Below are 12,620 nucleotides of genomic sequence, written 5' to 3' on the forward strand. Positions count from 1 at the left end.
GTGCGGCCGGCGGACCGGCGATGTCAGATCAGCGGAAGAATCCGCGGTTCTTGGCGTTCCAGATCATGTCCTGCCAGTAACCCCAGGCGTGGGTGCCGTTTGCGTAGTAGGTCATCAGCGGCACACCCTGCACGAAGGCCGCAGCCTCGAAGGCCTTGGACTGCGTGAACGCGAGGAGCTCGAGGGTCGAACCCTTGAACAGGTCGTCGAACACATTCGGCAGTGCGTTGTAGCGGCCGAAGAGACCGTTACCGGAACCGACGAAGACCTTCATGCCGCGCATCAGGCCGATGTTCCAGAAGGGATCGTTCTGGAACCAGCGAATGCTCCACGGCGGGCCCCACATGGCGTCGATGTTCCAGGGCTTCGGGTCGACGTCGAGCATCGCCAGACGCAGGGCGGTACGCATACCGGGCGCACTCAGGAAGTTGTAGCCCGAGAGCGAGCCGGCGCGGTCGAAGTGCTGACGGTTCTGGGCGCCGAGGACGAGTGCGGCGTTACCACCCATGGACAGACCCATGATGGCGTAGCGCTTCGACGGTCCGACGCGGAAGCCGCGGGCGTCGAGCGCGCTGATCAGGGTCCGGCTGATGACGCAGTTCCAGCGATACCGGTAGGGCTGCCGGTTGAAGTTGCTGGGTGCATCCCAGTCCGTGTAGAAGCTTGCGGGTCCACCGATGGGCTCGACGACGTTGACGCCGGACTTCACCATCTCCTGGACGTTGGTGTTGATCTCCCAGCCGCTGTAGTCGTACTGGGCGCGCATGCCGTCGAGGAGGATGACGGTCTTGTAGTTGCCGGGCTTCTTCCAGGCGCGGACCTTCACGTTCGGCATCCCGCAGCCGTTGACCCAGAACTCCTGCTTGCCGACCTGCGTTCCGCCGATCCGGGCGTTGGCCTGGCCGGCGACGACACCGGTCAGTCCGACAACTGTCAGGATGGCGACGAAAGCGGCGATCAACCGGTTGCTCATCCGGTTGCGCGCAGGCCTCGGCGCCTCGGTGGCAGCTTCACGCATGTACAGAATCTCCCTCTTCAGCCGATCGGCCGGAACTCGTAGTCCCTAGCGGCCGATCGGTCCTTGTGCGTCACACATTTTTCGTCCCCCGGCTCATTGCGCGGCGCGACGTCGTTCACGAGTCGTTCTCGCATGCGATTCACCGTCGGCGAGCCTATTCGATGCCCCCGGACGTGACAAACCATGTGATCGCGATCACAACCCCCGTCACTTCGGCGTCCCAGCAGTTCAGAACACCTCCGTCACGACCTTTCTATCGGCCGCGCCCACGGGGACGTTACCGATCCGAGATGTTCGACGGCAACTCCACAGGTTCGGCCCCGTGTTTTCTATGCGTTCTCTTGGTGTCGTGTGCTTGGGTTCGACGCCCGGTGGCGTGGCACTAGCGCGGGTGGACCGGCGGCGGCATCTCCAACCCGCAGCGCTGGATCTCGTACTCCGGCTCGCGCTGGATTCGATAGCTGTTGAAGGTGAACGCCTGACGCAGGTTGTGTTTGAAGCGATCGAAGGACCAGGGGGCCTCGAACGAGGCGAACCGGTCCTTGGTCTCCGGGCACTGCAGCGCGACCTGGGCCTGGCGGACCAGATCCTCGTCGAGGTACCCGGGCAGTACCGGACGGCGTGGGTACGCGCCTGCTTCGGCGACGACCCATTCGCTCGGCAGGATCTTGTCGTGCCCGATGCGGCCGTCCTCGAGGCGCTCGGTGTGCGCCGCGAGCGGGTAGGCCAGACCCATCTGATCGATGACGCGCACATCCAGCGGTGCGTTCATGCTCGTCATACCCAGATTCAAGAAGTAGACGGTCACCTGCCGCTCGCCGCCCTTGGGCATCACGGCCGGCAGCTGTGCCACGTACCACTCGTCGTAGTTGAACGACGGCAGGATCACGCCGCCGTCCTCGCGGTACTCGTCGATCTTCTCGACCATCGCGCTCATACGCGGGTAGTCGAGGTAGTCCTCGGCGGTGACCGGGTTCTCGTTGCCCATGTTGGTGACGTAGAACCGACGCTCGTCGACGATGCCGCTGCGGCCGATGTCGATGCCGGCGTTCGGCAGGACGTTGGCATGCGTCACGACCGCCCAGACGACGACGGTGATCCACATGCCGCTCATGGCGATCGCACCGACGAGCTGGGCACGCGCTCGACGGCGATCCGCGGGCTCGGGCGCGGACGGCACGGGATCGGGGTCGGTCGCGGGGTCGGAGATCACCGAGTCGGAGTCCTTCGACGGCCGGCGACGGAACGCCGCGCCGACGTGCGCGGGGATCGTCACCGGCACGACCATCAGCGGCAGCAGGGTGACGAACACCGGCACCAGCAGCACCCGTCCGTGCATGAAGTCGCCGCCCTGGCGCATCCAGTAGACGATCAGGACGATGCCGGCGAGGACCACGACGGTCACCACCGCGGTCGAGGACTGCAGCCGACGCGACCAGCCTGCGAGACGCGACGACCGCGTCGAGGGGGTGGCGTCACCGGTGTCGGCCGGGTCGGTGCCCTGGGCGTCGGCCGCCGTGGCCCGCATCCGGCCGCCGACGATCAGCAGTACGCCCGCGACCGCAGCCAGGACGACCGGCAGCACCAGCACGTAGGGGCCGAACAGATTGGTGAGGTAGGCGAAACCCTGATCCCACTTCGCACCGCTGGCGTCCTTCGCGACGGCGGGATTGGGAACCAGGAGGGCGTAGTAGCCCATGCGGAAGATCTGGTAGCCGACCGGCAGCGCACCCGCGACCACGACGACACCGATCCGCATCTTCCAACCGAGGGGCGCGAAGAAGACCAGCAGCAGCACCAGGCCGCCGAGAATCGCCAGTTCGGGCCGGATCAGCGGGGCGAGACCGGCGGTGAAGGCCAGCGCGAGCGTGGCCGCCGCGCTCCCGCGGCTCGCGTGCACAGCCGCGCTCCCGCGGCTCGCGTGCGGGCCGCGACGTGCCCATGCGACGAGCTGGCACCACAGGACGGCCGCCCAGAAGATGCAGAGGCCGTTCTCCAATCCGCTGGTCGCGAAGTCGCGGGCGGGCGGGATGGCGATGTAGATGACGGCACCGAACGGCAGCAGCAGGGTCCAACCGTCGCCGGTGATCCCGCCGATCCGGGTGCCGAACAGACGCGCGCTGCCGTACATCGCGATCGGGATCGCGGCCACCGAGCAGACCAGCGCCACCCAGAGCGCGACGTATTCGAGCTGACCGTCGGTGATCCACGCCCAGAACCACAACAGGTACGTCCAGGCGGTCGAGGTGTTGGCCTCGACCCGCTCCCCGGCGTTGAAGACCGGACCGTTCCCGGCGAAGAGATTGCGGAGCGTGCGCAGGACGATGAGTCCGTCGTCGGCGATCCACCTGCGCTGCCACGCACCGATCGCGAAGAAGGTGGTGACGACGACGGCGCCGAGGACGAAACTGACGGCCGCAACCTTGTTGCGGCCGGTGTTCAGCGCCCGGAAACCGGTTGGCGACTCATCAATTGACTGCATAGACCGCGACACCCACACACACCAGCCACGCCACGGCGAGCAGCTGCAGGACACGATCGCCGAGCGCGATCTCCTCGGGTTCGCCCGCGGCACCGCCGTCGACGTCGACGGCATAGCGCAGGATCGCCACCGTGAAGGGCACCATCGAGATGGCGTACGCGACGTTGGTGTCGTGGTCGGAGCCCTTGTCGAACGCCCAGAGGCCGTAGAAGATCACGACCGCGGTCGCCGACAGCGTCCAGACGAATCGCAGATAGGTGGTCGTGTAGTACTCGAGGGCCTTGCGGATCTTGGCGCCGGTGCGTTCGGCGAGCTGGAGTTCGGCGTAGCGCTTGCCCGCCGCCATGAACAGCGACCCGAAGGCCATCACGAGCAGGAACCACTGTGACAGCACGATCTCGGCGGCGACGCCACCGGCGATCGCACGCAGCAGGAAGCCCGAGGACACGATGCAGATGTCGATGACGGCCTGGTTCTTCAGGCCGAAGCAGTAGCCGAGCTGGATGACCAGGTAGATGGCGATGACCACGGCCGTCTGCCAGTTCGCAAGGAAGGCGATACCGATCGAGCCGACGAGCAGGACGACGGCGAGAACGTAGGCCAGGGTCACCGGGACGACGCCGGCGGCGATCGGCCGGAACCGCTTGGTCGGGTGATTGCGGTCGGACTCGACGTCCATCGCGTCGTTGACCAGGTAGATGCTCGACGCGGCGAGGCAGAACGCGACGAAGGCGACGCCGGCGGAGGCCAGCACCGAGGCGTCGGTGATGTTGCCCGCGGCGAGCGGAGCGGCGAGCACCAGGACGTTCTTGACCCACTGCCGCGGCCGGACGGCCTTGATCAGCCCGGACGTCAGGTTCTTCGGCGGTCCGAGAACCTTTCCGTGCTCGATCGGCTCCTCGCTCATGCACTCTCCCTGTGTCGTGTCACCCGCGCGATGACGGGGGACGCGGCAAGACGCAGCGGCCCGCCGGGTACTGCGGCCGTGAGACCGAGCCGGGCCAGGACGCGCGCCGCACGGCGGGCACGCCCGGGGTCCGGGTTGTTCCGGGTGGGTTCGAGCAGCACCTTATCGCCCACGACGACCGCCGCTGCGCTCGCGGCACCGATCGCGGCGCCCGCGGTGACATCGCTCGGGTAGTGCACACCCAACACCAGGCGGGACACGAGCATCGGCGGCACGAGGACGGCGGGCAGCACCTTCGGGTCCCAGCCGGCAGCGCGGCCGATGAGGATCGCGGCCGCGGTCGTCGAGGTCGCGTGCGAGGACGGGAAACTCAGTTTGCTCGGCGTCGACACCCCGATCGCGATCTGCGGGTGGGCCGGGCGTGGGCGCCGGACGATGCGCTTGATGATCACGGACGCGGCGTGCGCACCGAAGGCACCCACCCCGGCCTCGAGCCAGAGCTGCTGCGCGCGCACATCGCCGCGGCGGCGGGCCAGCGCCCAGCCGGTACCCGCGATGGCGAGCCAGCCCAGTGCGTGCTCACCCACGTGCGACAGTCCGCGCGCGGCCGGACGGACGCCGGGGCGGCCACCGATCCCGGCCTGGATGGCCACGAGGGCCTTCTCCTCACCGTTCAGGGGACGCGGGATGTCGTCGGCCGGGACCCGGCCCGTCTCCGCACGATCCTCCAGCACCGTGTCGTCCCCACTGCCGATCACCGGACCATCAGATTCCGAAGACACCCGCCCAGCTCTCCTTCGACGTCAGGTCGCGGTGCGCAGACCTGTACTGCTGCTTCATCTCCGGGAACTTGTCCTGCAGTTCCTTCACGAGGGCGAAGTGTTCGCGCGCGAGCTCGATCATCTTCTCGCGGTCGCGCTGCCGATAGACGACGCCGCGGCCGTCGGCGGTGGTGACGGTGACCCCATCGACACGACCGAGCGAGAACCACCGCGCCTCGATGGGCGGGAAGTTGGCCTGCGGGACCTCGTGATGCCGCGGGTCGGCCGGGCGGACGTTGTTCACCACGGCGGCGGTCAGCGCCTTGATCTTGCTGAGCGGGTTCAGCGGTATCGAGGTCCCGAGGCGCGTTGCCTCGCCGGAGGTCCGGGGCAACTCGGTCGCCGACGGCAAGACCACTGCGTCCGGATACTGCTTGCGCATCTGCGCGACCTTCGGCAGCGCGGTCGGCAGCAGGTTGCGGATGTGATCGGGTCCGGCGAGGAAGTCCCGGATCGCCTCGTTCTGGATGGCGACGGTGGAGTATTCGAGGCAGAGAAGGTGTTTGGCGGTCGCCTTGGTCATCGACCGGACGATGCCCTTGATCGGGCCGTCGTGATGGATCGATGCGACGACGAGCCGGTTGCGCAGGTGAAAGTACGCCTGCCAGTCGATGGCGTCGTCCTTGTCGCTCCAGGCCATGTGCCAGATGGCGATTCCCGGCACGGTGGCCGTGGGGTAACCGGCCTTGGCGGCTCGCAGCGCGAACTCCCAGTCGTCCCACTTGATGAACAACGGCATCGGGAGGCCGATCTGCTCCGCGCATTCGCGCGGGATCATGCACATCCACCAGCCGTTGCCCTCGACGTCGATCCGCCGGTGCAGGTTCTTCGAGTTCTCGCGGTCGCGCAGCGGGTACTTCGAGAAGTTGTGGTCGTATTCGACGAACGGCGCCGCCGTCCACATGAAGGTGTCGCGGCGGATCACCTCGCCCATGCAGTGCAGGTGGCTGCGGTCCTGCAGATTGAGCATCTGACCGCCGACGAGCATGGGCGCCTTGGCGAATCGCGACATGGCCAGTGCACGCAGGATCGAGTCGGGCTCGATCGCGATGTCGTCGTCCATGTACAGCACGTAGGGCGAGTCGGTGAGCCGCAGCGCCTCGTACATGATGCGCGCGTATCCGCCCGATCCGCCGAGGTTGCCCTGGTCGAAGATGTGCAGGCGATCGCCGAGAGCCGCGGCGGCCTCGGTGTATCCGGGCTCGTCGACGACCTTCTTGGTGCCCTGGTCGGGCATCATGACCGCATCGATGACCTCGTCGACCAACGGGTCGGAGGTCAACGCGGCCAACGCGTTCACCGCATCGGTCGGGCGGTTGAACGTCGGGATGCCGACCGTGACGCGCTTGGTCTCCTCGTCGGCCGTCGGTGCGTCGATGGGCGCATACCAACCGGCGGAGACGATTTCGGTGTCGGTGTCGGTGGTGACGTCGAACCAGATCCAGCCACCGTCCTCGAACGGACCGAGGTCGAGTTCGAATTCGACGACGCCGCGGCCGGTTTCGTCGGTGTCGACCAGGTCACCGCCGATGCCGATACGCGACCCGTCGATCTTAGAGCGGTACAGGTCGACGCGGCAGGTGCCGATCACCTCGACGCGCAGCACCACCGAGTCGAGGATGCTCCAGCGCCGCCAGTAGGCCGCAGCGAACGCGTTGAAGTAGGTCTCGAAGCTCACCTCGGATTCGGCGCCGAGAAGCACCGAGGTCCGACTCGGGGCATGCGCCCGGCGGTTGTTGCTCTCGGATTCGACGACGTACAGCGACCGCACGTCGAGCGGCTCACCCGCCCGCGGGAAGATCACCCGCTGCAGAAGGGATTTCGCCTTCGACGGCCCGACGCCTGCGTCGGGGATGTCGGATTGGTTCACGGGAGTCACCGTCATCTATTCGGCTCCTGCGGGGTCGGCCACCAGCGGCGCACCATCACGCAGATGCGGTGCCAGGGTGTTGTCGAACATGGTGAGCGCGCTCGCGATCGCCATGTGCATGTCGAGGTACTGATAGGTACCGAGACGACCACCGAACAGCACTCCGGCACTTGCGGTCTCGGTGCGGGCGAGTTCGCGGTAGGCGGTCAGCATCGCCCGGTCCTCCGGGGTGTTGATGGGGTAGTACGGCTCGTCGTCGTTCTCGGCGAACCGGCTGAACTCCCGCATGATGACGGTCTTGTCGTCGGGGTAGGAGTTCCGCTCGGGGTGGAAATGCCGGAACTCGTGGATGCGCGTGAACGGGACGTCGGCGTCGTTGTAGTTCATCACCGGAGTGCCCTGGAAGTCGCCGGTGTCGAGCACCTCGGTCTCGAAATCGAGTGTGCGCCAGCCGAGTCGGCCCGCGGAGTACTCGAAGTACCGGTCCACGGGGCCGGTGTAGACGACGGGGGCGTCGGGGTTGTCGGCGCGCAGCTGCTCGCGCACGTCGAACCAGTCGGTGGACAGCCGCACCTCGATGCGGTCGTCGGCAGCCATGTTCTCCAGCCACGCGGTGTAACCGTCGACCGGCAGACCCTCATGGGTGTCGTTGAAGTACCGGTTGTCGAAGGTGTAGCGCACCGGCAGGCGGGTGATGTTGCCCGCGGGCAACTCCTTGGGGTCGGTCTGCCACTGCTTGGCGGTGTAGTGCTTGATGAACGCCTCGTACAGCGGGCGACCGATCAGGCTGATCGCCTTCTCCTCGAGGTTGCGCGCCTCGGCGGTGTCGATCTCGCTGGCCTGATCGGCGATCAGCTTCCGCGCCTCGTCGGGGCTGAAGTACCTGCCGAAGAACTGGCTGACCAGCCCCAGGCCCATCGGGAACTGGTAGGCCTGGCCGTTGTGCAGCGCGAACACGCGGTGCTGGTAGTTCGTGAAGTCGGTGAACTGGTTGACGTATTCCCACACCCGCTCGTTGGAGGTGTGGAACAGGTGCGCCCCGTACTTGTGGATCTCGATCCCGGTCGTCGGTTCGGGTTCCGAGTACGCATTGCCGCCGAGGTGGTCGCGTCGGTCGAGCACGAGGACCCGTTTGCCCAGCTGCGTCGCGGCCCGTTCGGCGACGGTGAGGCCGAAGAATCCGGAGCCGACGACGATCAGGTCGTAACTGCTACTGGTTGCCACGGGTCCTCAGGGTAACGGACCCTCCCTGAGGAATCTCCGAGCCACGTGGCCTGGCACGGAAGCCGGGTAATGTTTCGATCGTCGGCCTGTAGCCCCCGGGCCCGTGCCTTGTCCGGTGAGTAGTTCGGGGTTTGCGTGACGCCGCTGTTCGTACGACCGCCCGACGACCCCTCCCCGAGTGCCCTTCGTGACGCCCCTCCGCAGGCTCCGGGGCTCCTCAGGGAGCAGACCGGTCCCCCTCCGCAGGCTCCGGGGCTCCTCAGGGAGCAGACCGGGCCACCTCCGCAGGCTCCGGGGCTCCTCAGGGAGCAGACAGGTCCCCCTCTCGGGGACTGGACGAACCCACCTTCACACCCGTCGGTCGAGCGTGTCGTCGTCGTGGTCCCCGTCCACAACGAGGCCGAACATCTCCCGAGATGTCTCGCCGCTCTCGAGGGCGCAGCGACCGCCGTGGCCATTCCGGTGCAGGTGGTCGTGGTGCTCGACGCCTGCGACGACGACTCCGCAACGCTGCTCACGGCGGATGTCTCGACCGTCGTCGTCGACGCGCGATGCGTCGGGGCGGCGCGTCGAGCGGGGTTCGACGCAGCCGCCATCTCGGCCGCGGAGTCGTACACCACGTGGTTCGCGACCACCGACGCCGATTCGACGGTTCCGCGGGACTGGCTCGTCGAACACGTCGCGGCCGCCGATGCCGGCGCGGACGCTTATGTGGGCACTGTCACCCCCGACGGGTTCGACGGGTGGCCGGCGGGGACCGACGAGAGATATCTGCGCGAGTACGACGCGGGTCCCGGGCACGGCCACGTCCACGGCGCGAACCTCGGCATCCGGGCCTCGACGTACGTCGCCGTCGGCGGGTTCGCCGAGCTCGACGTGGACGAAGACGTCGATCTCGTCGATCGCCTGCGCCGCTCGGGTGCAACGGTCGAACGGGGTGCCCGGGTCCCGGTCCGCACATCGACCCGGCGGGAGGGACGGACCCGGCACGGGTTCGCGAGCTACCTGCGAGACCTGGCCGACGACCAGCCCGAGGAGGCAGCCGGGTGACGCCCGCGCGGGCCCGGGCCATCGTCGACGACCCGTCCTTCCCGCTCCCCCGCCCCGGCCGGGGCCACACCCTCGACCGGTTCGCCGCTCTCGTCCGCGCCTGTTCCGACGACATCAGCACGGGCCGTCTCGTCGAGGCGCACGCCGATGCCGACGCCATCCTCGCGGAGATCTCTGGCGGCGGGACCGCCTCGGGCGAGTTCTGGGGCGTGTGGGCCGCCGAGGGGCGCGACACCCGCGTGGAGGCCCGGTCGGTCGCAGGCGGCTGGGAACTGAGCGGCATCAAGGAATGGTGTTCGGGGGCGACGTCGTGCACGCATGCGCTGGTCACCGCGCACACCGACGCCGGCAGCCGACTGTTCGCGGTCGATCTCGGTCGCCCGGGGGTCTCCGCGGACAGCTCGGCCTGGACCAACACGGGTATGCGCGACTCCGACACCGGGACCGTCACCTTCGATGCCGTGCCCGCCGACCCGATCGGCGAACCCGCCGCCTATCTCGACCGGCCGGGCTTCTGGCAGGGCGGGATCGGGGTCGCGGCCTGCTGGTTCGGCGGGGCCCGCAAGGTCGCGGCACCGCTCTACCGCGCGGCCGAGCGCTCCGACGACGCGTTGCTGCGGATGCACGCCGGCGCCGTCGACGCCCACCTCGCCGCCGGATGGGCGCACCTGCAGGCCGCGGCACATGAGATCGACAATGACCCGACCGCGTCGGCGAAACGACTCGCCTTCGCGGTGCGCTGGTCCGTCGAACAGGTCGCCACCGCGGTGATCGATCGGGTCGGGCGTGCATTGGGTCCCGGCCCGCTCGCCGCCGATCCCGACCACGCCCAGGCTGTCGCCGACCTCACCGTCTACATCCGGCAGTCCCACGCCGACCGTGATCTCGCGGTCCTGGGCGGACTGACCGGGGGTCGGATACCCGGCCCGGGATCGGAGACGTCATGACAACCGGCGACATCTCCTCGACGGACCGCTTCGGGACGACCCCGACATCGTCGGGGGGAACCCCGGAGTCGGAGTGGCAGCGGTGGTTCGCCGCGCGGGGGCCGTGGCCCGACTTCGAGCCGGACGTCAGGCGGCTGATCGTCCTCGCCGCCCACCCCGACGACGAGATCCTCGGCGTCGGCGGGGTGATGGCGGCCGCCCACCGACGGGGTGTCGACGTCGTCGCGCTCTGCCTCTCCGACGGCTCGGCGTCGCATCCCGGTTCGCCGACGCTGTCGCCGGCCGAGCTGGCCGTCCGGCGCCACGCCGAAGTCGACACCGCGACGTCGACGCTGGGCATCGGCACCACCCGATGGTGCGGGCTCGGCGACGGCACCCTGTCGGCCCACGACGACGAGATCGAGGCCATCGTCGACGCGACGATCTCCGAGAAACCCGACACCCCGACCGCACTGCTGGCGGTCTGGATGCACGACGGTCATCCCGACCACGAGGCCGTCGGACGGTGTGCACGTCGCGTCGGCGACCGGCGCGGTGTCCCGGTCTGGATGTATCCGATCTGGATGTGGCACTGGGCAACCCCCGACGATCCCGACATCCCCTGGCACAGGCTGCGCACCCTCGTCCTCGACGACGACATCGCCGTGGCCAAACGCGCGGCGACACAGGCCTTCGAGACCCAGATCCGCCCGTTGTCACCGGCACCCGAGGACGCCGCCGTTCTCGGACCGCACATTCTCGACCGGTTGCTCCGCGATCGGGAGTTCGTCTTCGTGTGACCACCGACATCCGGGGCAGGCGCGGAGCAAGGCAGCGCGACCGGTCGAGAACACGACCGGCGAGGACAGGACGGACGAGGCCATGACCGACGACGGCACCACCGGTAGTGATCGAAAATCGCTGCCCGACAGCTACTTTCACGACATGTATCGCCGCAGCGACGACCCGTGGGGTTTCGCGACGCGGTGGTACGAGCAGCGGAAGTACGCTCTGACCCTCGCGGCGCTGAGCTCTCCCCGGTATGGCTCGGTGTTCGAGCCCGGCTGCTCGATCGGCGTGCTGAGCGCCGAGTTGGCCACGCGCGCCGACCATCTGCTGTGTACCGATGTCAGCCCACGTGCGGTGGAACTCGCACGGAGGCGACTCGACGGCCACGACTCGGTCGACGTGCGCGTCGGTGACATCGTCACCGATTGGCCGTCGGGCCGGTTCGACCTGATCGTGCTCAGCGAGGTCCTCTACTACCTCGACGACGCCGATCTCGACGAGGTCATCGCACGGCTTCCGGACTCGTTGTCGCCCACGGGCGAGGTGCTGGCGGTGCATTGGAGATGGCGGGTCGAGGAGTATCCGCGAACCGGCGACCAAGTCCATGACGCGTTGCGCTCGTCAGCGCTGCACCCGTCAGCGTCGTACGCGGACACCGACTTCTGCATCGACGTGATGACTTCGTCACCCCTCGGGTCGGTTGCGCAACGAGAAGGACTCGTCGATGCCGCAGCCGCACACCGTACGGCATAATGATCTTTTCGACAACGGGTGTTCAACAGCCAGCGCTTTGGTGTCGGTCCAGCTGAGGCGCGCGCATGGATGTCTCACGAGGAGGCAGAGGTGACCGAGTTGGCGGACTTCGGAGCTGAGATGGCGCGGATCGCGAACGAGATGCGCAAAGAGAGCGACGACGCCGAGGCAGCGCTCCGTTCGATGACCAAATTCGCGGTCGACGCGGTTCCCGGGGCCGAGTACGCGACCGTGACCATGGTCACGGACGGGGCGATCGAGACACCGGTGATGGTGGGCCACCTCGGCGGCGAGGCGGACCGATTGCAGCGCGAGCTGGGTGAGGGCCCGTGCCTACGCGCGGCCATCGGCGTCCACACCGTCTGCATCGATGACATGACCGTCGAGACCCGATGGCCCGCCTTCGCTGCTGCCGCCGCCGAGTTGGGCATCAGGTCGATGGCATGCTTCTACCTCTACATCGACGGCGACGACTCGGCTGCACTGAATCTCCACAGCACCCGGTCCCACGCGTTCACACCTGACGCACTGCAGGTCGGCGAGCTGTTCGCGGCCCACGCCGCGACGACTTTCGGAGCCGTACAGGAGAAGCAGCAGCTCCGCGCGGCACTCGGCACACGGGACATCATCGGGCAGGCCAAGGGCATGATCATGGAGCGCTACCGGCTCGACGCCGACGAAGCGTTCGCACTGCTCGCCAGGCTGTCGCAGGACACCAACACCAAACTCGTCGACGTCGCCGCCCAGATCGTCGAAGCGGGACCGGAAGGCGACTGAGCG

The 12,620-nt window shown here is 67.9% G+C and carries 11 protein-coding genes; 5 read left to right on the forward strand and 6 right to left on the reverse strand.

Annotation, left to right across the window (positions count from 1 at the left end; all coding sequences use genetic code 11):
- Positions 1-28: 28 nt before the first annotated feature.
- From AB4Z55_RS01015 to glf, 6 genes are all read right to left on the reverse strand, one after another.
- Entirely contained in the window at positions 29-1,018 is a 990-nt protein-coding gene (locus tag AB4Z55_RS01015; protein WP_004021369.1) for an alpha/beta hydrolase family protein, read from the reverse strand.
- Positions 1,019-1,400: 382 nt separating this feature from the next.
- Entirely contained in the window at positions 1,401-3,500 is a 2,100-nt protein-coding gene (gene zomB, locus AB4Z55_RS01020) for a flagellar motor control protein ZomB (RefSeq protein ID WP_369518945.1), read from the reverse strand.
- Positions 3,487-4,407: a decaprenyl-phosphate phosphoribosyltransferase gene (locus tag AB4Z55_RS01025; RefSeq protein WP_101822532.1), complete on the reverse strand. Its 921-nt coding sequence runs from the start codon at positions 4,405-4,407 to the stop codon at positions 3,487-3,489. Before AB4Z55_RS01025 ends, zomB begins: the two co-directional genes overlap by 14 nt.
- Positions 4,404-5,138: a phosphatase PAP2 family protein gene (locus AB4Z55_RS01030; protein ID WP_033204779.1), complete on the reverse strand. Its 735-nt coding sequence runs from the start codon at positions 5,136-5,138 to the stop codon at positions 4,404-4,406. Before AB4Z55_RS01030 ends, AB4Z55_RS01025 begins: the two co-directional genes overlap by 4 nt.
- 34 nt (positions 5,139-5,172) lie before the next feature.
- Positions 5,173-7,113, reverse strand: a complete 1,941-nt coding sequence (locus tag AB4Z55_RS01035) for a glycosyltransferase (protein WP_101822530.1) — start codon at positions 7,111-7,113, stop codon at positions 5,173-5,175.
- Positions 7,114-8,322, reverse strand: a complete 1,209-nt coding sequence (gene glf / locus AB4Z55_RS01040; RefSeq protein WP_101822528.1) for a UDP-galactopyranose mutase — start codon at positions 8,320-8,322, stop codon at positions 7,114-7,116. It abuts the gene before it with no gap.
- Positions 8,323-8,700: 378 nt separating this feature from the next.
- Between glf and AB4Z55_RS01045 the strand changes: the two genes are divergently transcribed.
- From AB4Z55_RS01045 to AB4Z55_RS01065, 5 genes are all read left to right on the forward strand, one after another.
- Positions 8,701-9,372 carry a glycosyltransferase gene (locus AB4Z55_RS01045; protein WP_369518946.1) on the forward strand — a complete coding sequence of 224 codons (672 nt, stop codon included), beginning with the start codon at positions 8,701-8,703 and terminating at the stop codon, positions 9,370-9,372.
- Positions 9,369-10,319 (forward strand): acyl-CoA dehydrogenase family protein, encoded by a 951-nt coding sequence (locus AB4Z55_RS01050; RefSeq protein ID WP_369518947.1) that lies wholly within the window; start codon positions 9,369-9,371, stop codon positions 10,317-10,319. The genes AB4Z55_RS01045 and AB4Z55_RS01050 overlap by 4 nt, the downstream gene beginning before the upstream one ends.
- A complete protein-coding gene (locus tag AB4Z55_RS01055) occupies positions 10,316-11,098 on the forward strand; it encodes a PIG-L deacetylase family protein (RefSeq protein WP_369518948.1) in 783 nt (260 codons plus the stop codon). The genes AB4Z55_RS01050 and AB4Z55_RS01055 overlap by 4 nt, the downstream gene beginning before the upstream one ends.
- Before the next feature lie 82 nt (positions 11,099-11,180).
- Positions 11,181-11,840, forward strand: a complete 660-nt coding sequence (locus tag AB4Z55_RS01060) for a class I SAM-dependent methyltransferase (protein ID WP_248644329.1) — start codon at positions 11,181-11,183, stop codon at positions 11,838-11,840.
- A gap of 90 nt (positions 11,841-11,930) precedes the next feature.
- Positions 11,931-12,617: a GAF and ANTAR domain-containing protein gene (locus tag AB4Z55_RS01065; protein WP_248644328.1), complete on the forward strand. Its 687-nt coding sequence runs from the start codon at positions 11,931-11,933 to the stop codon at positions 12,615-12,617.
- The last annotated feature ends 3 nt before the right edge of the window (positions 12,618-12,620 follow it).

Origin of the sequence: Gordonia sp. ABKF26 (genome assembly GCF_041103195.1) — a bacterium.
Classification (GTDB): domain Bacteria; phylum Actinomycetota; class Actinomycetes; order Mycobacteriales; family Mycobacteriaceae; genus Gordonia; species Gordonia terrae.